Source organism: Methanolobus sp. ZRKC3, from assembly GCF_045291275.1.
Classification (GTDB): Archaea; Halobacteriota; Methanosarcinia; order Methanosarcinales; family Methanosarcinaceae; genus Methanolobus.
In genome coordinates this window covers 1,584,657-1,607,912 of sequence record NZ_CP146982.1, presented here as the reverse complement: position 1 = coordinate 1,607,912, position 23,256 = coordinate 1,584,657, and the positions used below count along the sequence as shown (strand labels likewise).

General features: G+C 39.8%; 23 protein-coding genes. 13 read left to right on the top strand and 10 right to left on the bottom strand.

What is annotated here, in order from left to right; all coding sequences use genetic code 11:
- The first annotated feature begins 199 nt into the window (after nt 1-199).
- From V7O66_RS08115 to V7O66_RS08085, 7 genes are all read left to right on the top strand, one after another.
- A complete protein-coding gene (locus tag V7O66_RS08115) occupies nt 200-862 on the top strand; it encodes a corrinoid protein (RefSeq protein ID WP_406659804.1) in 663 nt (220 codons plus the stop codon).
- Nucleotides 863-1,172: 310 nt separating this feature from the next.
- Nucleotides 1,173-2,192: a methylcobamide:CoM methyltransferase MtbA gene (gene mtbA, locus V7O66_RS08110; protein WP_406659803.1), complete on the top strand. Its 1,020-nt coding sequence runs from the start codon at nt 1,173-1,175 to the stop codon at nt 2,190-2,192.
- A gap of 350 nt (nt 2,193-2,542) precedes the next feature.
- Complete coding sequence (locus tag V7O66_RS08105) at nt 2,543-3,343, top strand: hypothetical protein (RefSeq protein WP_406659802.1); 801 nt, start codon at nt 2,543-2,545, stop codon at nt 3,341-3,343.
- 119 nt (nt 3,344-3,462) lie between these two features.
- Nucleotides 3,463-4,872: an aldehyde dehydrogenase family protein gene (locus V7O66_RS08100; RefSeq protein ID WP_406659801.1), complete on the top strand. Its 1,410-nt coding sequence runs from the start codon at nt 3,463-3,465 to the stop codon at nt 4,870-4,872.
- Nucleotides 4,873-4,877: 5 nt separating this feature from the next.
- Entirely contained in the window at nt 4,878-5,705 is an 828-nt protein-coding gene (locus tag V7O66_RS08095; RefSeq protein WP_406659800.1) for an SDR family NAD(P)-dependent oxidoreductase, read from the top strand.
- A 146-nt stretch (nt 5,706-5,851) separates the two neighbouring features.
- Nucleotides 5,852-6,556, top strand: coding sequence for a DUF5714 domain-containing protein (locus V7O66_RS08090; RefSeq protein WP_406659799.1), 705 nt, complete (start codon nt 5,852-5,854; stop codon nt 6,554-6,556).
- A gap of 327 nt (nt 6,557-6,883) precedes the next feature.
- Nucleotides 6,884-7,603, top strand: a complete 720-nt coding sequence (locus V7O66_RS08085) for a DUF5714 domain-containing protein (RefSeq protein WP_406659798.1) — start codon at nt 6,884-6,886, stop codon at nt 7,601-7,603.
- Between the two features lie 43 nt (nt 7,604-7,646).
- Here V7O66_RS08085 and V7O66_RS08080 read toward each other — a convergent pair whose 3' ends face one another.
- The 6 genes from V7O66_RS08080 to V7O66_RS08055 all read right to left on the bottom strand — a co-directional run bounded on the left by V7O66_RS08080 (nt 7,647) and on the right by V7O66_RS08055 (nt 13,665).
- Nucleotides 7,647-8,339 (bottom strand): MIP/aquaporin family protein, encoded by a 693-nt coding sequence (locus V7O66_RS08080; RefSeq protein WP_406659797.1) that lies wholly within the window; start codon nt 8,337-8,339, stop codon nt 7,647-7,649.
- A 47-nt stretch (nt 8,340-8,386) separates the two neighbouring features.
- Nucleotides 8,387-8,716 carry a carboxymuconolactone decarboxylase family protein gene (locus V7O66_RS08075; protein ID WP_406659796.1) on the bottom strand — a complete coding sequence of 110 codons (330 nt, stop codon included), beginning with the start codon at nt 8,714-8,716 and terminating at the stop codon, nt 8,387-8,389.
- A 230-nt stretch (nt 8,717-8,946) separates the two neighbouring features.
- A complete protein-coding gene (locus tag V7O66_RS08070) occupies nt 8,947-10,083 on the bottom strand; it encodes a phenylacetate--CoA ligase family protein (protein WP_406659795.1) in 1,137 nt (378 codons plus the stop codon).
- A 119-nt stretch (nt 10,084-10,202) separates the two neighbouring features.
- Nucleotides 10,203-11,702, bottom strand: coding sequence for a radical SAM protein (locus V7O66_RS08065; protein WP_406659794.1), 1,500 nt, complete (start codon nt 11,700-11,702; stop codon nt 10,203-10,205).
- Nucleotides 11,703-12,059: 357 nt separating this feature from the next.
- Complete coding sequence (locus V7O66_RS08060) at nt 12,060-12,515, bottom strand: hypothetical protein (protein ID WP_406659793.1); 456 nt, start codon at nt 12,513-12,515, stop codon at nt 12,060-12,062.
- 37 nt (nt 12,516-12,552) lie between these two features.
- Complete coding sequence (locus V7O66_RS08055) at nt 12,553-13,665, bottom strand: uroporphyrinogen decarboxylase family protein (protein ID WP_406659792.1); 1,113 nt, start codon at nt 13,663-13,665, stop codon at nt 12,553-12,555.
- Between the two features lie 1,497 nt (nt 13,666-15,162).
- On the opposite strand from V7O66_RS08055, the gene V7O66_RS08050 reads away from it, so the two are divergent.
- From V7O66_RS08050 to V7O66_RS08030, 5 genes are all read left to right on the top strand, one after another.
- Nucleotides 15,163-15,384, top strand: coding sequence for a hypothetical protein (locus tag V7O66_RS08050; RefSeq protein WP_406659791.1), 222 nt, complete (start codon nt 15,163-15,165; stop codon nt 15,382-15,384).
- 149 nt (nt 15,385-15,533) lie between these two features.
- Nucleotides 15,534-16,997: a hypothetical protein gene (locus V7O66_RS08045; RefSeq protein ID WP_406659790.1), complete on the top strand. Its 1,464-nt coding sequence runs from the start codon at nt 15,534-15,536 to the stop codon at nt 16,995-16,997.
- Between the two features lie 365 nt (nt 16,998-17,362).
- On the top strand, nt 17,363-17,635 hold the full coding sequence (locus V7O66_RS08040) for a hypothetical protein (RefSeq protein WP_406659789.1): 273 nt from the start codon (nt 17,363-17,365) through the stop codon (nt 17,633-17,635).
- Nucleotides 17,616-17,867 carry a hypothetical protein gene (locus tag V7O66_RS08035; protein ID WP_406659788.1) on the top strand — a complete coding sequence of 84 codons (252 nt, stop codon included), beginning with the start codon at nt 17,616-17,618 and terminating at the stop codon, nt 17,865-17,867. The genes V7O66_RS08040 and V7O66_RS08035 overlap by 20 nt, the downstream gene beginning before the upstream one ends.
- Before the next feature lie 148 nt (nt 17,868-18,015).
- Nucleotides 18,016-18,174 carry a hypothetical protein gene (locus V7O66_RS08030; protein ID WP_406659787.1) on the top strand — a complete coding sequence of 53 codons (159 nt, stop codon included), beginning with the start codon at nt 18,016-18,018 and terminating at the stop codon, nt 18,172-18,174.
- A gap of 65 nt (nt 18,175-18,239) precedes the next feature.
- Here the strand turns inward: V7O66_RS08030 and V7O66_RS08025 are convergent, their stop codons facing one another.
- Nucleotides 18,240-18,530, bottom strand: a complete 291-nt coding sequence (locus V7O66_RS08025; protein WP_406659786.1) for a hypothetical protein — start codon at nt 18,528-18,530, stop codon at nt 18,240-18,242.
- A gap of 214 nt (nt 18,531-18,744) precedes the next feature.
- On the opposite strand from V7O66_RS08025, the gene V7O66_RS08020 reads away from it, so the two are divergent.
- A complete protein-coding gene (locus tag V7O66_RS08020; protein WP_406659785.1) occupies nt 18,745-18,984 on the top strand; it encodes a hypothetical protein in 240 nt (79 codons plus the stop codon).
- Between the two features lie 616 nt (nt 18,985-19,600).
- On the opposite strand, the gene V7O66_RS08015 is transcribed toward V7O66_RS08020, so the two are convergent.
- The 3 genes from V7O66_RS08015 to V7O66_RS08005 form a co-directional block, all read right to left on the bottom strand.
- On the bottom strand, nt 19,601-20,239 hold the full coding sequence (locus V7O66_RS08015; protein ID WP_406659784.1) for a hypothetical protein: 639 nt from the start codon (nt 20,237-20,239) through the stop codon (nt 19,601-19,603).
- A 74-nt stretch (nt 20,240-20,313) separates the two neighbouring features.
- A complete protein-coding gene (locus tag V7O66_RS08010; RefSeq protein ID WP_406659783.1) occupies nt 20,314-20,901 on the bottom strand; it encodes a tyrosine-type recombinase/integrase in 588 nt (195 codons plus the stop codon).
- A 257-nt stretch (nt 20,902-21,158) separates the two neighbouring features.
- The gene (locus V7O66_RS08005) at nt 21,159-22,817 is read right to left on the bottom strand and encodes an ATP-binding protein (RefSeq protein ID WP_406659782.1); all 1,659 of its coding nucleotides are present in this window, start codon (nt 22,815-22,817) and stop codon (nt 21,159-21,161) included.
- Between the last annotated feature and the right edge of the window lie 439 nt (nt 22,818-23,256).

The window sequence follows — 23,256 nt, the reverse complement described above, 5'->3', positions numbered from 1 at the left end:
CAACGGCATGATTTTGCAAAATGCGGTTGATGAATCCAAATAAGATATTTTATATATGGCTACCCAAGTAGAGTTTGTAATCAATAATTACAAATTTAGAATTTGTATTGTTGGCTCAGAAACTAATAACTTTAAAGTGGTTAGTGGTGGACCCGTTTCACCGTTCTCGACCACGACCTAAAATATTTGGAGGCATTTTATGACAGCAGAAGAAATTATACAGGGACTCACCGACGCAGTAGTCGGCGGTAAGAAAGACGTAGCAGCAGAATTAGCACAGAAAGCACTCGACGAAGGCGTAGACCCATATGAGGCAGTAATCAACGGTCTTGCAGAAGGCATGAAGATCATGAGCGAAAAATACGATGCTAAAGAAGTATTCATGCCACACCTTCTCATGGCTTCCAACGCAATGTATGCAGGTATGGACCTTCTCGTCCCACACATCAAGCTCGAGGGCGGTGGTGTAAGGAAAGTACTCATTATCGGTACAGTAGAAGGAGATGTACACGACATCGGTAAGAACCTTGTAAAGACCATGATGAGTGCAGTAGGTTTCGAAGCAGTAGACCTTGGTAAGGATGTACCAATCGAGGACTTCGCAAAGGCAGCTGTAGAGCACAAGGCTGACGTAATCTCCATGAGCACACTCATGACCTCCACAATGGACAACATGCAGAAGATCATGGACACACTCAATGCACAGGGCATCAGAGACAAGGTAAAGGTCGTAATCGGTGGAGCACCAATCACCAAGGACTTCGCAGAAGAGATCGGCGCTGACTTCTCAACAGTTGATTCCATGGAAGCTGCAAACTGGGCAATGGATGTAGCAAAGGCACTTCCAGCAGACAGATGGTAATTCATCTGCTAAGCAATTAATTTGTTAAACTACTGAAATTTGTACAGTTTTTGAGCTGTACAAATTTCAAATTTTACTACTTATAATAACGATTGGGTGGGCGTCAAGCAATCGGTTTTCAGGGTTGGTTTATTTCACTGTAACGGTTGGTTATAGTACGGGCCAGATTCGTTTTTAAGGTAAGTAAACACAGTTATTTGCGTAGTGTGTTAACAGGCACTATTATTAAATATATTAAGGCAATTCATCTTGTCTAACTGACATGTCAGTTGGGCTATTATCTATTAAACGATATTAGGAGTTTATTTCAATGGCTGAATATACACCAAAAGAAAGATTAGCACGTGCACTGAGAGGAGAATCTGTTGACAGGATGCCAGCAGTCTCTGTCACTCAGACAGCAACAGTAGAACAGATGGAAGCATGTGGCGCATTCTGGCCAGAAGCAAATGATGATGCAGAAAAGATGGCAGCACTCGCAGAAGCAGGTCACACAGTAATAGGTTTTGAAGCTGTGCGTGTACCATTCGATATCAGTGCAGAAGCTGAGTTCTTCGGATGCGGTATCAAAGCAGGTACAAAGGAACAGCAGCCATCCGTCAGCAGCCACTGTGTAAAAGACATCTCAGATGTTGAGAAACTCAAGGGCTTCGACATCAACCAGGGCAGAGTAGCTACAGTATGTGATGCTGTAAAGATCCTCGCAGGCAAATATGGCGCTGAACTTCCAATCATGGGAAGTATGCTCGGTCCTTTCTCCCTTGCACAGCACATGAATGGTGACGACTGGTTCATGGCAATCATGACCGACGAAGCATTCGCAACAGCACTTCTTGACCTCGCAACCGAGTTCAATCTTGCATACGCAAACAAGATGGTAGACAACGGTGCAGACACAATGGTCATCATTGACCCAACAGCAAGCGCAATGCTCATTGGTGACGAATACTACAACAAGTTTGTAGTTCCTGCACACAAGAAGATCGTTGATGCAATGCATGAGAGAGACGTAGCAACTGTAATCCACATCTGTGGTGACACAACAATGAGTCTCGAGCTCATGGAATCATCTGGTGTTGATGGTATCAGTGTAGATCAGAGTGTAGATGTTGCAAACGCAAAGAGCAAGGTAGACAAGGCAGTAATCATCGGAAACCTTGACCCTGTAGCAGCACTCTGGAAGGGCACCCCTGAATCTGTCAAGGATGTTTCACAGAAAGCTCTTGATGCAGGCGTAGATCTCCTCGCACCTGGCTGTGGAATTGTCAGCAAGACCCCAAATGCCGCACTTCAGGCAATGGTCGAGATGGCAAAGAACCACAAGTACTAAGTTCAAATATAAAACAAATCGCTTTTCGGGTAGGCTATGCTTTTTTAGCAACTGCCCGGAAAACATTTTTTTAGATATATTATACTAACATATGTCTTTTAATTTTATCATCTAATTACTCCTTTACTAATCTCTGCTATGTCTATAACAAGTAATAGCAAATACAATCGAAAAACAACATAAGACGCGCAGTTCATTGGAATATTTTAATGAGTGGCCAGTATCTTATAAAAAACAAGAGACGGGTAGTCCCAATGTCAAAAAAGTTCCCAGTTATGCAAAATATAATGTTTAATTTAGGATCGAAATCCTCTTCTCATAAGTGTATTTTAAGGGATAAGGGGCAGCTGTTGCTGACAAATGTCTGGTATTTCCCTATTTTCATGCTTGTTACCATTTTCGGTACGTTGATAATGTATCGCTACACTTACTCCGAGAATATATGGGTTGGAATACCACCTTCTGCCATAGGCTCCTGGAATCTGTGGGCTGAGATCCCACCTACTATTATACTTTCAACTATCTGGCTCATATTCTGGAAGACCAGTTGTTCCAAAGGAAGGATTTTTCTTGTAGTGGCATCGGTTATTGGTTATATACATGAGGTTCTTGGTGTGCAGCATGGTTATTTCACATACCTTGGCGGTGTCTATTTTGGTGTACCGATCTGGCTTTTGCCTGGCTATGGTACCATATTCTGGTCCGCACACAACCTGTGGAAGGGTTTTGAAGGTGCTTTTTCAAAGAAGCGGTGGTTCCATCGTATGAATTACTTAGCTGTTCTAAGCATGGTAACATTGTTCATAGTTGATTATTCAATTTTCAGCCTGTCACATGACATAGTGGCAATATTGTTTAAGTTCTTCATCGTGTTCATGCTCTTCAAGGGCCTTGCTCAATTGCGACTGGCATATTTCGTGGCATTTTTTACGGTATTGACGGAGTTCACCGGAGAGACACTGGGAACATGGTCACACCCTGACTTTTCCTTCTTTTCACTTATGGCAGGGTATGTCTTCCTTCTCTGGGTATGCCTCACACTTAATGATTATATAAAAGGGGTCAAGAAATGGGGTCGCCTGGAAGCTCTTGCAGCTGTTGTGATGACAACGTTCTACATACTCTCATTGCTGGGATTCTTTGAGGTTTGATCCCATTCATACTTTAAACCTGCCGGATACTACAAATTTATCATTTGAAGTATCTGTTTCAGGTTTTATTCTTCTTTTAGCCAACTAATTAATAAACGATGATACTAAGATAGATTTAGATGAATCGGGACATTCAAAGAGTCTTTAAGTTACAGCAGGAACATGCCCCTGAGCTGGCTCGCATGGGTCCCAGCGAGAGGATTGAACGCCTGTTGCGAATTGACAAATACCTCAAGGATGAAAACAGGGTTACAGAACTCTGTGATGCCATGCAAAAGGATTTTCGTAAGCATGAGGTGGAGGTAATTGCAACAGAAATTGGCGTTGTTCAGGCACAGATATCCCATACACGCAAAAAATTACGCAGCTGGATGAGATCACAAAAAGTCAAAACTCCTCTTCCCATGGTGGGCACTCGCTCGTACATACGTTATGAGCCAAAAGGTGTTGTCCTCATCATGGCTCCATGGAACTATCCTTTTAATCTTTCTCTTGTCCCACTGGTATATGCCATTGCATCAGGTAATGCCGCTATAATAAAACCCAGTGAAGTATCTGCAAATACTTCAGCTTTCATTAAGAAAATGATCAATGAACTATTTGATGAAAGTGAGGTGGCTGTATTTGAAGGTGGTCCTTCTGTCGCACAGGAATTGCTCGACCAGCCGTTCAATCATATTTTCTTCACTGGCAGCCCTCAAGTTGGCAGGATAGTAATGACTGCAGCTGCCAAACACCTTGCCAGTGTTACGCTGGAGCTTGGTGGGAAATCTCCTGCCATTGTGGATAAAACTGCAAATGTCCGTAAAGCTGCCAGGGGGGCTGCCTGGAGTAAGTTGATGAATAATGGACAGACCTGTATAACTCCTGATTACCTGATTCTGCATGATTCAATAAGTGATTCATTTATTGACGAATTCAATGGTGCAGTACAGGAATTCTATGATCCCGATGGAAAGGGTATTGAGAATTCTCCTGATTATTGCCGCATAATCAATGATTTTCATTTCCAGCGCTTGAAGTCTCTTTATGATGATGCGATTGCCAAAGGTGCACGCGTGCGTGTGGGGGCTGACTTCAAGGAGTCAGAGCGATTTATTTCGCCTACTTTGATAGACAATGTTTCGGATGATATGAATATCATGCAGGAAGAGATATTTGGTCCAATGCTGCCCGTTGTGACCTTCTCCCAACGTTCGGAGGTTCGGGATATCATACGCAAGCGGCCTAAACCTCTTACACTTTACATTTCCAGTCACGACCGTGAAAACGTAGACTACTTTATGGGTGAGACCTCTGCAGGTGGCACGGTCATCAATGATTATATGCTTGGATATAGCAATCCCTATCTTCCTTTTGGGGGCGTTAATGACAGTGGTATCGGGAAATCCATTGGTGTCCATGCATTCAAGGCATTTTCCAATGAGAGGAGTGTCATACGTCGCAAATGGGGTACATTGAGCATGCTCTATCCTCCATACACTAATCGTGTGAAGATCCTTATACAGACTCTTTACAGGTGGATGTGATTCCTATGAATGATGTACTGGTGGCCGAAAAAATGAACCTGGCAGGCAAAAGAACAGCATTGATCACAGGTGGTTCAAGTGGCATTGGGCTTGAATTTGCCAGGCTGTTTGCCCGTGATGGCTATCGACTATTGCTGGTGGCCAATCCACTCAAGGAGCTTGAAGATGCAAAGAATAACTTGCTTGATACATATCCTGAGTCAGAGGTTCTCATAAAAGCGCAGGATCTTGCACAACACGGTGCAGCAGAATCACTCTACGATTTCACAAAGGAAAATGATATCCAAATCGATGTACTGGTTAACTGCGCAGGATTTGGTACTTATGGCTTTGTAGACACGATAGATGTTGATAGGGAGCTATCCATGTTGCAGTTACATGTGGGTACACTCTACCACATAAACCGCCTATATGTCCGTGATATGATGGATCGTGACTGTGGTCAGATCATCAATATGTCCTCTATATCTGCCTTCCAGCCAAATCCCTATTTTGCCACCTATGGTGCAAGTAAGAGCTTTGTGCTGAACTTCAGCCGTGCCCTGAATTTTGAGCTGTGTGAAAAAGGCTCAAAGGTGCGTGTGATGGCTGTTTGTCCCACTGCGGTAAAGGGCACAGGTTTCCAGGATGCTGCTGGAATGGGAAAAACAAAAACCTTTGATTCATGGATGTGCGTAACTCCTGATGTGGTGGCTCGGGATGCTTATCGCGCCATGGAGCGTGGTAAAGATCTGGTGGTTCCGGGAAGATTCCTTGGAATAGGTCGTTCCCTTGTATGTCGCTTGCCAACAAACTGGCTAATGCGGATCTCCAGATATCAGCTTAGGGAGTAGTAGTACTAATAGCAATGATATTTATAATAAAAAAACAATAATAATGGCAATAAACTTTAGATTCATATTAGTTTCATTATTCTTCAATAAAAAGGAACATTTAATTGATTTTGAATATTTAAGTTATACTCAGTCAGGTGATTAAATTGGATATTATTGATCAAAAAGTAAACTGCATGATATGTGGGGATGAAGTAGAGTACATGAAAGAGTCAGTCGACTCCAAATGTCACTACTGTGGAATCGAAGAAAAATCATATTTCAAATGTGTGGGGGGTCATTACGTCTGCGAGAATTGTCATACCCACGATGCTTTGGATGTGATCAAGAACATCTGCTTGAACACAGAACTGAAGAATCCCATGACTCTGGCAGAAAAAATGCTTGAGCATCCCAAGATCCATATGTTCGGACCTGAGCATCATTCTCTCCTCCCTGCAGCTCTTGTTGCTGCTTATCAGAATTATCTTGGTCAAAAGAACGAAAAGCAGATCCTGGAGGCAATCGAACGTGGAAAGAAGGTTCCTGGTGGTTTCTGTTTCCTATGTGGTGCATGTGGTGGTGGTCTTGGAGTTGGTATAGCTGTTAGTGTACTTTCAGATGCTACAGCTTTCACTCCTCATCCTCGCTCACACGCTAACTGGGCTACCTCAAAGGGCTTGAAACGCGTTGCTGATGCAGGTGGCGTCAGGTGCTGTAAAAAAGCAACTCGTATAGGTGTGGAAGAAGGCGTTGCTTATATATCCGAAATGTTTGGTGTGGATTGGGCTAAAGAACTTGACCTGTCTGTAAAGTGCAAGTACAGTGATCTTAACAAACAATGTGATGTGGCGTGTAAATACAGGCCTTAAGATATTTCTTAAGCCATTCATTTTTTTTATTTTTTGTGACTGTATGTTATATTCTAATGGTGTACTTTTTCATATAATCTGCCTGCACTATTTTTATAGACTATAAAGTTATTTTTTAAAATGTTTTGAAATGGCAGATATTCCTGTATATTTTTTGAAAACGGATGGATTTTGCCCAATCATCCTTCGAAATCAAAATAATTGAAAATTAACCGGACAATTTCAATATGTGTTGGCAAACCAAATGAAAAAGTTTAACTGCATTTTCCATTCATACGTCTTTATGTAAATGGAAGGTTTGTTGAATTGATTATGAAGGTGTTATAATTGGATCTGATAAGTTTGGATTTGGGCAATAAAAAGGCAAACTGCATGGTTTGCGGAAATGAAGTTGAGTACTTGAGTGACCCTGTCACTGCAATTTGTCAGTATTGTGGTGTTGAGGAGGAGGGTTACTTCAAATGTAAGGGTGGTCATTATGTTTGCAATAGTTGCCATTCGAAGGATGCAGTGGATGTCATAAAGAATGTGTGCCTGAACACCGATCTCGTAAATCCTATGCAAATTGCAGAAGCCTTAATGCTCCATCCCAGTATCCATATGCATGGGCCTGAACATCATGCCCTGATACCTGCAGTTTTGACTACCGCATATCTAAATTATGTGGGTAAGAATGACGATGGTGCTATAATTGAGGCAATAGAGCGAGGAAAAAAGGTACCTGGTGGCTATTGCGGTCTGTATGGTGTGTGTGGTGGGGGGACTGGTGTGGGCATAACTGTCAGTATAATTCTTGGAGCAACACCTTTGACGCCAGAGCCACGTTCACATGCAATGTGGTCAACTTCCTGTACCTTAATGACAATTGCAGATTCAGGTGGAGCACGTTGTTGTAAAAAAGCAGTCAGGATTTCTTTGGAAGAAGGTACTGCCTATATATCAAGGCTCTTTGACATTAATTGGTCAGATGATCTGGACCTGTCTGTAGTGTGTGATTACACTGAGATCAACAAGAGATGTGATGTGACCTGTAAATACAGGGCTTAAGATTTTTCTTAAGCTATTCATTTTCAAAAAAGGTTATTTCTATTTATGCTTTATTTTCTGTTGGCATCTTCTCAGCAAAGACATTCTCATAAAGTAATGCTGCAATGGTTCCGCCTATGATGGGTCCTATCCAGTAAACTGCCTGGTTCGCCCAATATCCTGCTGCCAGAGCAGGTCCAAAAGACCTTGCAGGATTCATTGATGCACCTGTAATGGGACCACCTACAAGGATTGCCAGTAATACTGCCACTCCAATGGCAAATCCTGCAAAACCTTTCGGAGCACGCTTATCGATAGCAGATCCGAAGATGGTGAATACCAGCATAAATGTAAGGGTAGCTTCTACCATTATCCCTGCTCTGATATCAATTTCAGATGCAAGGCTTGTTGCTCCAAGATTAACGTCTGCAACAGCTCCTGGAAATATTGTGAGTACCATAAGGCTTGCGATAATTGCACCTGATATTTGTGCTATGATGTATGAAACTGAATCAATGGCACCAATTTTCCTGGTCATGAACATTGCTATTGTTACGGCTGGATTTATGTGTGCTCCTGATATGTGCTTTGTAGCATATACCATTGCCATAACAATGAGGCCTGATGCCACTGCTATTCCAATGAGTCCCAGTGAACCGTTGGACATGTTATCCGTAGCCACTGCTCCTGTGGCTACAAACACAAGCGCGAACGTTGAAACAAATTCGGCCAGGTATTTTCTCATTGATTCGTTCATGTTACTACCTTTGGAATTTGAATGGTGTAAACTGGGTAGATGCTTGTTTATTCGTCGCCCATGCAACTGCAACAGACATTCCCTTCCACTATATCTTTCCATTCTCCTATTACGTCGTGTGTCCAGCAGTCATCTGCACCTGCAGCTTCTCTCATGGTTAAAGCAAGTATGTATGACAGCTCTTTGACTGTGGCACCTGCATCAAGTGCTCCCTTGAAATGTTTGAGTACACATGGCTTGGATCTTGCTTTAATGGATAATGCAAAACAAAGGAATTGGTAGGTCTTCTCATCGATTGGACGCATTTCTGCATACATCTTATCGATATCATCCAGTTTATCTGTGAATTCCGGGAAAAACTCTTCTAGCATCCTCATTTCTAATTACTCCAATTATCAGTGTCTTAACACTGTTGACGAAGCAAGTATCAAATATAAATCTACGTTTTAAAAAGTATTGAAATACGCATGCATTGACACTGTTTATTTTGAAACTCGTTGAAATGCCCTATGTCTTTATAGTGCAAGAACTGGTATAATGATATGATGAAATCATAGCTATGGCTGAAAGTCGCAATTATAGAATAAAAAAGAAAGGTGAAGGAAGCTTATTTTGGCATCCTTTTAATATCTGATATTCTCTGGTCCAGTAATGCACCACATTCGCAGATTTCGTCGATGATCGAGGTTATATCCCTTGTACTGTATCGGATGAGTGGCATGCACTTTCTCCTAAGGGTGGTGACGACCAGTTCTCCTTCTTCTCCTGGTGGCAGTATTTCCCTGGTCTTAGGGTCAACGATTTCTATCAGGAAATCGGGGTTGTCGACATGGAATCCATGCTGCTCGGAGCATTCAATTGCATTGGCAAGTCCCAGTTCTGTCATTCCCCATTGTCTCAGGGCCTGGCATCCCCAGATACTCTCGATATCTTCTCGCATGGACTCTGTAAGTGGCTCTGAGGAGCAGATTATCTTCTTAATACCAATGTCTTTTATTCCATCTATATCCTTAGCTTCCATGGATAATTTGTGAACAAATGATGATAGTCCTATAATATGGGTTGAACCTGCTTCGATCATTGTATTGATCTGATCTTCGATATTTTCTGAATCGTTTATGACCGATTTTGCTCCAGCAAGTGTACATGCCTTGCCCAATATCATACCAGGATCCCAGGTGGCAGTTATGGTGGGGTACATTATGTGTAATGTATCATCCTTTGAATCCATCTCCAGCATCTTGAGTGCAGATATGATGGCATCTACTATCTCAAGGATCTCGTCCTGGCTGTATGCTATCATTTTTCTGATATTGGTAGTTCCGGAGCTTGTGAACTCTCGCACGATCTTGTTCCTGGATATGCAGAGGAAGTGGTATGGGTGTGCAGCAAGATCTTCTGGTGGTGTAAGTGGGATCTTTGCCAGGTCCTCGTATGTCTTGATCTGTGAGGGGTCAATTCCTTCTTTCTCAAAGATCTCCTTGTAATAGTTGCTGTTTTCCATTACATAAGCCATAAGTTCACGGAACTTGAAGAGTTTGTATTCCTTGATATCTTCCCTGCTAAGTTTATTGGGTTCAAAAAGCTGCTTAAGTTCTTTATTAGCTTTGATATCGTTTTTGATCTTGGCAACTCCCCACTGTTCCAATGGGTTGCCATCTCTGTGGTCGATCTTCCTGGACTCCAGTTTTCTTTTTGCTACATTCATACGAATGGAAGTGCTTATTTTTTCAGAAAGACTCAAGATTATTTCCTCCAGCTAAAATTTGAAATCAATATGGTTTAAACTTATATGAAGGTATCATTAAAGACAATAAAAAAAAGATGTTATCCAGTTATGGATAACTCGTTTAGTGTACTAATTTAATTATCTTCTTCTTCCTTTCTGTAAAGGAAGTTGCCATTGCAGTCTGTCATGTTGTAGTTGCAGAATGGCACAAACCTTCCATCACGTGTAACAACATGTATGCAGCAATTCTCAACCCTTTCTTTCTCGTAGGTCCATACATCCTGGAATGCCATGGTCGAGATGGTAAGGTAGCTGTTCATACTCATTTCTATGAATTCTCCCCATCCGCCTGAATCATTGGTATTGATACTTCCAGGGGAAAGATCACTGATGGGCTTCTCGCAGCATGATCCTTTTATTGTGAGGTTGCTGATAGGTGTTTCACAACAGGAACTCTTGATTGTTATCTGGCTGAGTGGTGTTTCGCAGCATGAACTCTTTACCATGAGGTCACCACATGAGGACTTTGCATCTTCTTCAGCACCCTTCCATCTTCCCATGATGGAACCCTTTGTCTTGCTAGCAACGTCTGATGCTGACTTCATTGCACCCTGGGATACGTTTGTAAGTGGCATGTATCCACCATTGGGGGCTACTAAGGTCAGGCATGTTGCTCCGCAATGGGCTGTAGGCATGAGTGCTGGTGTGAAGTTATCAACCTTTATTTGACTATCTGTTTGCTCCTCGATCGCTTCAAGGAGTTCATGTATGGTTACCCTTGCTTCCATTTCCTCAGGTGACCTTCCTGAGAAGAACACTGGCTGGAAGTGTACACCCCTTATTGTTGGGAGGTGCTGGCTTGCAAAGTCTATTATCTTGCCGACCTCGTGGAGGTTATAATTCTTTGCAACCAGTGGGACAAGTACCACACCTAATCCGGCTTTCTCACATCGTTTGACGACTTCGGCTTTTATGTCATATTGTTTTTTCCCGGTTCTCTGGATGTATATGTCATCGGAAACTCCATCGAATCCCAGGTAAAGTGAATCGATACCTGCTGCTGCGACCTTATCAAAGTAATCCTGATCCCTTGCGATCCTGTTACCGTTAGTGTTCAGTTCTATATGGTCGATGCCCATTTCCTTCCCCATCTCTATTATTTCCGCAAGATCGTTCCTTAGCGTGGGCTCGCCACCGGATATCTGTATACATGTGGGTTTGTTCTGGCATTTCAGGACGGTCTCGAACATTCCTCTTATTGTTTCCATGTCCGGATCGAGGCTTTCATCCATTGATGAGTTCGCAAAGCAATAGGTGCATCCCATATTACATCTGTCAGTTACCTCTACGACTGCAAGGCAGGTATCCTGTTTGTGTTCAGGGCATATTCCACAGTCGAAAGGACAGCCTCTTTCTACATCGGTCAGAGGTGCTTTTACTTTTGCTCTGTCTACATCGAAACAATCGTCCATCAGGCGATAATGTTCGATGTCGCTTGAGATGAGGGCTGTGAAGCTCCCATGATCAGGGCATTCCTTCTTGATGTATACTTTTCCATCCTCTACGTACTTCACTCCGTCAATCTTTTTAAGACACTCAGGGCAAAGACTTTCGACCGTACCTATTTGTTCCATCGATTCCATCTCGCTATTTTTTCCTTGCAATGATCAGAAGAAACTGAAAAGTCTGTTTCTTCCTGGTTGAATTATTTGTTTAATTGCCAGTATCGTACACTGTTGTGTACCTGGCATATATTCCTTTGCATTTTACATTTGGCTCTGGAATAATCCTGTAAAATCAGGGATGGATAATATTTAACTCTACGTTTTAAATAATACTGAAATACACATGCTGTGGCTTTGTTATGTGTACTCATCTGCTCTGTTGTATTTGAATAACCGTGGTGTGTATACGGGCAGATCTATTAAGAGAAAAATATTTAAAGGTGATTTTTACCAACTATGTGGAATAAAAAAAAGTAGAGAGCTTAATTAAGCTCTCTTTTCGCCGAGAATAGACTCAGCTACTGCAAGTGTCTTGACCATGTCAGCTTCGACGTAAACATCCTTACATTTTTCGCAGACAATAGCAGGTCCTGCTCTTGTCATGCCCATGAAAGACATGTTGACGTTTCTGTTCATTGCGGTCTCGCCACACTTGTTGCAGATCCATTCGCTCTCCAGTGGGCTTTCTACTGCTTCATCCCAGCCGCCAATAGGTTCTCCTGCCTGCATCTGGTGTGCATATACATTGACTACTTCTGAGTCGTTGTATACAGCGTAGCTTGTAAGGTTGTCGGTTACGTTCTTTGCGAGGCATGCGCTACCGTCTGCCTTCTTAAGTTTGTTTCCGCTTGCTTCTGCAGCGTTTACAACTTCCAAGACGTCGGATTCCTGGAATCCACTGTCCTTCAATAAAGTCTTTACTTCATCAGATATTGTTACCATGAGTAAACCCTCATAATTTTTATTATTTTTTTTGTCCTCAGAACTTTGTGTACTGTCCGAAGTCTCTTGCAGCCTTTACGAGTGCACGTACGTTTGCAGCTGGTGCAAATGTTGGGCATTCACAGGATGTACCAAGGATGTATCCGCATGGTGCGTCCTTACCTGCAAGTACCTGTGACTTAGCCTGTTCGTATACTGCAGCGGATGTGCCACGGTCTACGAGCTTTGTGTCGACTGTACCGAAACAGACTGCTCTGTCACCAAAGTTCTCCACGAGCTTTGCGGATGGGAATATGTCCCTACCATCGTATCCGATCTGAACTACTGTGAATGGGCTCATTGGGAGTGATTTCCACATGTCGTAGTCATCTGCATGGTTTCCACAAAGGTGAGTGTATACACCAGGTCCAGCGCCTGCCTTGAGTACCTTTCTGACAGCTCTGGATACAGGGTCGAATCCGAATCTCTTGATCTGTTCTCTGTCGAGAAGGTCACCACTTGCAATTACGGATCCGGTGATCATTACGTTTGCACCGTATCTTTCTGCTGTACAGGTGCATGCGCTCTCCATGTGGTCTCCTGCTTTGACGAGGAGCTTGTCAACTACTTCTGGTTCTGTGACCATCCACATGAATACATCATCGATGCTTACCCAGTTGGTTGCGACTTCGAGTACACCGCCAAGCTGTGTGATTGGTGCGAACATCTGTGGGAATTCGTTGAAGCATGTGTCCAGTGCCTTGAAGTGGGTTGCGAATGTTGGACCGTCTTTGAGTTCCTCTGGTGGGAGTACTCTGAAACTGTCTACATCTTCTGCGGTCTTGATTGGACGGTTCTTGAGTGCTGGTGGTGAGCTCTTCTGAATCTTGAGTTCAGCTCCGTAGTCTGCACCCCAGTAATCTGCATACAGGAAGTGGCCTACTGGTGTGATGTCGTAAAGTTCACAAGCACCACAAACCATTCTGATAGCTTCATCAGGGTTTGAGTAGAAATACTCAACGCTTTTCTTGTATACGCCTGCTGCATGTGATAACATGATAGGGTCTACAATTACTCTTTCCGATGGCACATCTGCGAACGGGGTTGTCCACAGGCTGCCTGCACTCTCTAACCAATTTGTGTCTATTGGAGCAAAATCTTCTGCTGGCATGATTTAATCACCCATTTTTGTTGAATGTAGATGCTTAAGAGCGGCAAACTAAAAATTCCACTCTTAAATAAATTGATGTCAAATTCGATTCATGATTCAATACCACAAATTCCCAATTTGCCACCGTTGGCTCAGATCAATAACACAGATTTAAGCCTATGTTTATTGATTATTATTCACTACTTGAGTATGAATATATATAATAACTTATGGCAGTTAATCAACAACTTGTTTATTGTAAACACAATGTTCAATGACAAAACAATTGATAAAATCAACACCATTGTTCAAAACGGCATATTGGGTATGTGCTAAAATTATATGCACGTATGTATTATTATACTGTCAGTTGGGCTCTTCCTCTTGTCAGCAGGCAACTAGATTCCATGCAAGTTTTTAAAATCATCAAAAAAGTGTCAATACATGTTGTTTTTTATAGAATGTCTGGGACATTGTGGGCAAAAATGATTCGTTTGTTGGGTGGCAATCCTTTTTGCATGTATAATCTGTTAATTTATTTGAATAAGTGTATTTTCTTCAAAACAGGGACTTTTTAACAATCAAAAATATCATGTCAGGTGAATATTATTTGTCGCAGTATACGATCCATAACTTAGAATGTATCTATGTTCAGAATAAAATCATTACATTTATATAGGGTTATTTTTCGTTTTTGCCGTTATATCGTTTTCTGTACTGTATTCATTTTTAAGTATTTCAATTCAGGGTATTTTTAGGATAATTTTGCATTCTGTCCTCTCCTACTTTTGAAAGGCATAAAATTCCGAGGCATGTTTGGTAAAAAAATAAAAGAATGATATGTGTAATTTGCCCGGTCGACGGTAAAAGAAAATGTCATAGACAACGACATTCTATTATACAAAATGTAAATTAAAAAAAGCTTATTAGTTAATTATGATCCGCTGACTTGTTTGTGTCGCAATTGTCAGTAGGTTCAATACAGAATTGCATTAATGTCTGATACATTATATATTGTGAAACTTAAAGGGTAATTAATTCGATATGGTATATCCTGTGTTTCTCAAAAATTCTTAAAAAAAGTTAATGGTGCTCCGATGGGGATTCGAACCCCGTTCCAATCCCATCATGAGCATCTCCCGATGAGCATAAAACCGTGAGGATTAAGCTTTAAAAGTCACGGTTTCTTAACCTGTTACAGCAGGCTGCATTTTTCAGGTAATGAGTAATAGGATTTAATGCTATTTTAATGTTTTTTACCAATAAAAACGGTTAGCTGCCGCACGAACGTTCGTGTATGTCAAAACAACGGATTAAAAATCTTTATATATCTGTACTTCTTAGCATTGTTCAGTAGAAAGTTTACAGACTTTCTGCAAAACAATAAAGGATTAAGCAAAAATGAAAACATCAATATCACCTAGCGTTAGCTCTGCTAATACAAAAGTTACTCATCGTGCAATTCAGAGAACACCAAGAAGAAAGCTCAAAACATGGACTTCTAAAGGGGTGCTCTAAATGATTACTATCCAAGGCACACAGGAAGAAGCTGATAGATGGGCTGCTCACCTAAAAGCATCCAAAAGGGCTGTAGTTCCAGGAACTCCGGTTCCTTTTCTCAGGAAGCAAAAAGCATTAAATCTATATCTTCAAACAAGAAATAAAAGCCACGTGTGCAGTAAAATGCACATGGGCAGACACACATTAAATAATATCCTCAGAGCTGCCGGGGTGGTCTGAATGGATCTCATTTATCTGCATCAAAAATGCTCAAAGGTTGAAACCTGCGTAGCCTCAAGGGATTGCGGACCCTGCCACATTTGCAAAGGTCCAGCCGGGCACTTTTCCCCGACTTGCTGGAAGTGCCAGGAGTGCCAGGGGGTCTTTTAATGGCTTCTAAAAAAGTATTCAATTTCGCTGAACCTGTTACCCACGAATACGGATGTTTCCTGCTTGTTCCTGATATTGACCTTTACAACGCTACAGTAAGCTATTTCGTAAACTCAGTATCAGACCCATATAACCACGGTATCACATTAGGAAACAGGCGTTTCAAGTTCTGGAGCAAGCCCGGAGGACTCATAAATCCAAAAACGAACAAACCAGCCTTCGAGTATATTCTTCAATGGAAGGACTCAACCGGGGCCAGTAAATGCAACTACACAATAAAGCCACTATTCGGAAAAGGTACAAAAACCAAAACCGGAAAAGTCCTTAACCTTCCCACAGTCGGTACTCAGATACACATTCAATCAAGCTACATAGAAATGAATGACCACTTTTCAATAGTTGAGCAATTCATGGACCACATAGACGCATCACGGTTCAAGGATAATATAGACAACTCAAAATCAACTATCTATCAAATGGCGCGGCATGTCCGATATCATGAATCACAAGAGTTTGCCATGGTCCAGATGCTCCAAAAAATAGAATCAGAATCCTCAATGATGGGCGACTCAAAACTAATCAAAAACATGGTTTCCGGAAAGTACGATATGTACAAAATGGATAGCCCTGACTTTTCTATATGTGGTATCCCTACAAAATGGAATCATTCTGTTAAATCATATAGGATTAAAAACTTCATGGAAAGAGATCCCTCTGACCCTCTCAGACATCCAAAGCTCGAAGTATTCTTACATTCAGACGGCAAGCAAAACCCATCTATCAATGAATACTTAGACCTCAAAAAAGACCTGGATAACCTCATCATCAAACTGCTTAGTTTTGTAGATCCTATTGATTATGTGTCTGACTCATATTTCAACGGTGAAAAACTCTATCCTTACAGGCATGAACTCCCCAAATGGGATTACAAAGCACCTGTAGAATATGACCTCTCTTTTAATCCGGGTTCTTCAATTAATAAGTCTCTACAAGTTCTTGCATACGTAGCCACACAATCAGAAGGATGCACTGAATTTCGCACCATACAGGAAGCTACAGAGATTCCTAATAGTACTCTATGGCGTTGTATCAATCACTGGAAATGTGAAGGTATCCTCGAAACCGTACGTAAAAAAGTAACATACGTATTTTTCAAATCAAAGGGATTCTGGAAGCAAGCCAGGGAGCCATTAGAGAATATATGCGTAGCTTTGAAGATCGGATTAAAACGCACATTCGGCCAGCTTTTAATTGATACTGGAGTCATCAGGAACTACAGAGAACGAAAAAAGAACATTAAGCCAGTCAAGGTATCCACAAAACAAAAAGAACTCATCATAGTAGACGACCAGAGAGAAGCTAAGAAGCTTCAAAGGGAGCTGCGTGAGATGGGTCTATTAGATTCTGTTAGGGTGGCTCTGCGTTCGAATAAATCTAACATGCGCTACAGTAGGGTAATATAATAACCGGAGAGGTGAAACCATGGCCAAAAATGAAGATTGTACAATATTGAGTTACTGCGAAAAATGCAGAACTAACACAGTTCATAGTATGAGCTTATCCGGGCTGCCCCGGATGTGTCTTAGGTGCAACACTGCAGCAGACAAAGCACAGAGCAATTTATTTAATTTTGCATAGGGGGAATGAGGAAATGACTTTATTCACATTGCTTAATGGTTTTGTATCGTGTACCCGGTCTGTTTTTGCAGCTATTTTCTTAATTATAACTGTAACAAATTTTGATTATTTACAAAATGAAATGATTGAGGTTCCTGTAGGATCTCTGTTCATGTTGATTGGGATAATGCTGTTGAGGATGTAGATTACCATGAAAATAAGAGGAACTACAATATGTTTCAAGTCAAGACCTGATTTCTTCAAAAAGGAACAATCAGGAATTAAACCAAACACCGTTAGAGATCTAACTTTAGGGGAAGCTGCTCCGTTTCTTCTTCCATGTAAAGACTTTAAGGAACTCGTTTCACATATCCAGATTGTAGACTCAGAATCAGGTGCGTTCTTTGTAAGGGAATTATCCGACATCTCATATTATGATGATCGGTTTATTTTTTCGTGGGTGCATGTTTCCAGGAACCCATAATAAAGGAAGTTTTGAGATGCAAAATATAACAAAATCGGATGCAGTTACATGGTTATTTTTTTTGATATATCTATCACTGGTTGCCATTCCAGTGAATTTTATTGGAAAAACCCACCATACATATGCAATATTCTTTTTGCTTGGATGGATTGGCAGTTTTCTCTGTTTTATTGTAATGACTCAGCTATGCAGTGTTATACTTAAGAGGCTTGAAAAATCCGAAACCCCATAATAAAGGAAAAGTATTTTGGGATGCAGCTATAATGTAATCTTAGGAGATGGGAATAATGCATACGGTTTATATAAAAACATTAGGAAGTTTACGCATAAATGTAGATCATATAAATAGAATATGGAGTGAACTGAACCAAATAATGATCATGACTTCTGATTCCTCTGTAGAAACAATCTTTTGTGGAAACACTGATTATGTAGATGATAAAATAGACACAGTGCTTTCTCAAATAGACGAAGCAAAAAGAAAATCTGAAAACATTGCAGATCTCGTTATACTAGATTTGTCTAAACTTATTAGTTAAAGATAATGTATCTTCTTTTCTTATTCTTCAACCTAAATCGCCAAATAAAGGAAGATAATCCATAATTAATCATAATACAAACGCCTGTCTAATAATGGTTTAAATATATATGCAAGTGTTGCTAAATCAGCAATGGCAGTAATCATTGTTAATGTTGGTAACATTGTCAACATTGTCGGGGAATTGCTCCATTCGCTTTCTTCATCCACTTGAAATTTTTCGGAAACTTTCCCCAGTAAATTGTTTGTAGCATCTTCCTCTAAATCCCCAAGGGGTGCATTTAGTGAAAGGATAATTAAGTTCAAAATAACGATTACAAGTGCACATGTGATTTTAACTATTTTTTTTGTATCCACTTAATCACTTCTAAATGAAAATTGTGTTATCCGTTTATATTTTTGTTGCAGATTGGGTGAAAGTATTCAGATATCTTACTTATCCGAAACTGCCAAGTAAAGGAAATCGAGGTGAAGATAGCCCCTAAAAAAGGAAGGTTGGTATAAACACTCTTAAAAGATATCAGCATATATTATAATGTGGTTTAAATTAATTTAAGAAGGTATCAACTGAATGATTAATATTGATTTATCAAGTGGTTTCTTATTTTTTGCTGGTATCATTATAGCTTCAATTATTGGAATTTTCGGGAATGAATACGTTACAATGAAGTATATTGATATTGATTCGAGTGATAAAAAGAAGATTAAGGACATGAAGAGGCGTACAGAATTTGCTTTTTTTTCCTTTTTAGTTCTTGTAGCAGTTTCTGTTATTGTTATAGTTATTCTCGATGTTCTTAACATCATTTAACCTACTCCGCCAAAGATAGGTAAATTGTAATTACAAATCTTTAATAAAGAAAAAAAATCATAAGTATGTTCAGAGGTGGTTGTATTCGCTTTTTATGTAAAATTGGCCTTCATAAATGGAATAAAGCAGGGAGTTTTACTCATTTTTCATCCAATGTCAGAGATCAATCTTATGTTTGCTCTAGGTGTAGAAAACGTAAAAATAAAGTAGAAATCAAATGATTTTTGGATTTCCCAATCCGCCAAATAAAGGAAGGTATATGGTATCTAAGCATTTTTAAATAAGTGCAGTACCATATTATTTTTTTATGTCTGAAATAATAGTTATTTTTGTTTCTTTTCTACTCATTATTTTAGCCATATCACGCATTGTTAATTCGACGGTTAATGATTTGCGTTTTATCTGGTCATTTGTTAAAATGATAATCATAAAAATAAAAAAAGTATGGAATAAAATTAAGTCCAAGTTTACTAAGTCTGAAGTACCTGGATTAGGAAAGAATAATTTATGGTAACCGAATCCGCCAAATAAAGGAAGTGTAGAAATTGACACGAACCTTCGATTTGTAAATTTTCGATTTCTGCAGAAAAAACATCAAAGCTATTTTTTAACAAATTCATGAAAGTATAATGACATTTTTTATCATAGGGAATATTTCTGTTATTTTGCTCTTTATTCTTTCATTTTTTACAAAGACAAATGGAGGATAATGCTTTACGGAACTTACTCCATTAACATACTCTGAATCTGCACAAATCAATAAGAAATCAACATTAGAATTAATGAATGTACTTTTCTGAATATATTCAATTAGACTTTTTTCGTCCATTATATTTGTAAAAACCGAATATCTAATATCTATAAAAATTGCACCGCCGATTGAAAAATTGACATAATTCAATTTATCTTTTTCTTCAATATGATTAATCCCATCATTAATTTTTCTTGGAATATCGAAATATGATGGGTTTATTATCTCTCCACAAATATGGGGGGCATTTATACTTGTCACTTCGATAAAAAGTGATTCAGATTCAATGATAAAATCTGGAGTCTTTACACCGTCTTTTTCTTTAATTTTTTCCATCTTTAAGGAAGGATTAACAAATTCGATAAGTTTTTTTTCTCTTAAGGGACTAATTGTGCCTGATCCTATTGCATCATTGTATTTCTTTTTCGTTTCATAGTTTCCTTCGTATAAAATTTCTTCCAATTCGGTTATATCCTTACAATAACTCTTCTTATTCTTGCTCATTATCTATCTCGGGTTTTGTGTTATCGGTTAAAGGCGTGGAAATAAATTTCCTATTAGTTTGACTAATCGGAAGGTTAAAACCATCCTGCCAGCCTTTTCCTTATCTCGATTTTCTCAGCCTCAGTAAATGGCAATCCTTGATAATGGTTCATTGATGTTAGAGTATCATGTCCCTGGCGCAAACATATCACATTGAGAGGGATCCCTGCAGTAACCATCCAGGACTCTATACTTTTCCGGGTAGTTTTAGAACTTAATCCTATTGAGTTAAGCCCGGATTTATCAACCCATCTTAAAAGGTTCTCGTTCCAGGTTGATCTAGTGGGAGGTTTTCTATTTTCAAAGAAATAGTCAAGGACATTCTCAAGCTGTGCAGGAATAGGATGTATGTATCTCTCTAGCTGCTTCCTCTTAGCCTTCCTCTGAGCTTCTTCTGGTAGATGAATAGTCTTACGAACCTCTAACCACCATTCAGGATGAGCATGTAGCCTCTGAACCTCTACGTATCTCATCCCGGTCCAAAGGCACACATCAAAGATAGTTTTAAGATACTTCTGGGTTATACTATCTCTAAGTAGATCCATCTCATAAGGGCCCAGGACTCTAACGCCATTTACTAAAATCGGCTCTGCAACTTTAGAGGTTATTGTGAAATTGACCATGTTGTTATAATAAAACAACAGGTTATATTATCTTTTAGGTGTATTTTTCAGGGAGATCTCTCTAGGTTCTGCAGGGATAACCTGTCATTAAAGGATAAAATAACAGGGTAGAATTGGGATTATATTCCAATATCATGCAACACACCCTATAATATTTTTAAATTCGATTGTTGTCCGAACATTGAGGATTTCTACGGAGCCAATATTCAGATGTTTTATAATCAGTTATAATATCATCAATACTAACAAATAAGGATTTATTCAACTTTGCCCTCTATAGGAATTGCGAACGTGAATGTACTCCTTTTCCCAACTTCGCTTTCAACCCAGATACTACCGTTGTGCAATTCAACAAAATTTTTGGCAATGGAAAGACCCAGTCCGTTTCCTCCATGTATGCGTGTAAGATACGGATGTCCTTGCTTAAATGGATTAAATATTTCTTCCAGATTCTCTTTTGGAATTCCTATCCCATTGTCTGCTACACATATTTGAAGCATGTTGTCAATTTGCTTTCCAGTGAACATCACTGAACCGTTCTCAGGTGTGAACTTGATTGCATTACTTGCAAGATTATAGAGAATCTGTTTGAATTTTGTTTTATCTGCTTTAATATCCTCAAGTTGCATCTCGATTTTGACATCCATATCGATGCTCTTTTTTAGTGCAAGAGGTAGCAGTATAGATATTACCTCATCAACTGCATCAGGAACAGAGAACAATTCATAGTAAAGTTCGATCTTACCAGATTCAATCATTGAGATGTCAAGGATACTATTGACCACTTCTAGTAGATGGTTGCCACTTTTAAAAATATCATTTATGTACTTTACCTGTTCTTCATTCATGCCTTCGGACATCTCATCGAGTAGGAAATCAGAAAAGCCTATAATAGAACTCAGCGGAGTTCTCAGTTCATGACTCACGATGCCCATGAATTCATTCTTGGAACGATTGGCAAGTTCAGCCTCAATCTTTGCCTGAAGCAATTCACCCTCTGCCTCCTTACGCTCGGTGATATCCCGTACAGTAACCTGCAGAATCTGTTTATCTTTTAACAAAAAGCGTGTTAGCCACACTTCAGCAGGGAATTCCTCCCCATTTTTTCTGCGGTGAACCCATTCAAACTTGGTGAACTTATTCTTGAAGGCCTCTGAGATTCTATCCTGTACAGCACTCAGCGAATCTTCCCCGTTTGGCTGCTTTGAAGGTGATATTTCGGATGGATGTAATTCAATAAACTCTTCTTTTCTTGAGAAACCAAACATCTTCAGGGCCGTTCTATTACAGTCGATGAATCCTCTCTTGTCCATCAACAGAAAGGCGTCGGAAGACGATTCGAACAGTACACGATAGCGTTCTTCGCTTAAAAGAACTGTTTTTTCCAGTGTAGAGATTTTTTTCTCTTGTTTTACCAACCAATTCAAATCTTCTTCAGCTATTTTTTTAATTGCCAAAAGATAATCTTTGTACTGAGTTGCCTTTGGATTATTCTTGGAATCCAACACACATATTGTACCAAAAATGTCACCGTTTGGCCAGTTAATTGGAAAACCAAGATAAAATGTCATTCCTAACTCAATATCCGGATTATGATCCCACTCGGGGTCTTTTAATGCATTTGGAACTAAAAGCATTTTTTGAGTAGCTATAACAGTTTCACAATATAGGCCAGTATTTAATGATGCTCGTTCACTTTTTTCATATGGATTATTTTCTGTGTTACTAGCAATAAAAACTTCAATTTCTGGAGGATAAATCCTCATAATCAAAACGGCTGGCAATTCAATAATTTTAGCTGTTAAATCAACCATATGTTGCCATTTGCTAACAATTTCATCTGGAATTTCCAAATCCTTTGTAGTAAATTTTGTTGGAGATTCAGCCCCATCTATAGAAAAATCACTAATTGCCATTCATCTCCTCCTAATTACGTTGAATTCTATTAAATTTAAATTTATGGGCTCTGTAGAAAACCTATCAACATCAGATAAAATAACAGGATAGTATTTCCACTGGAGCACCTGCAGTCTATGGGACTGTAAAAAACGGTCTGTTTTTCTCTCTGAAAATTAACCGATAGCGATTTTTAGAAAAAGGTACTACATTTTAAAATCGTACATACCCAGCATTTACGCCGCAAAGCGGCGTCTGAGGCTTTTTTGATAGGTTCCCTTAGGTACACGATTAAGGGGAATGTGCCACGCCCTGCACACTCACCAAAACAACCATGATTTTTAACTCTACAAAATTGCAGTTGAAACGGGGGTAAAATAATTTTAAAAGCTCTTGACTTTGCAAAAAGAAAGTAGAATCCTAAAAATGAAATCTCCCAAAAAGAAAAAATAGTAATTA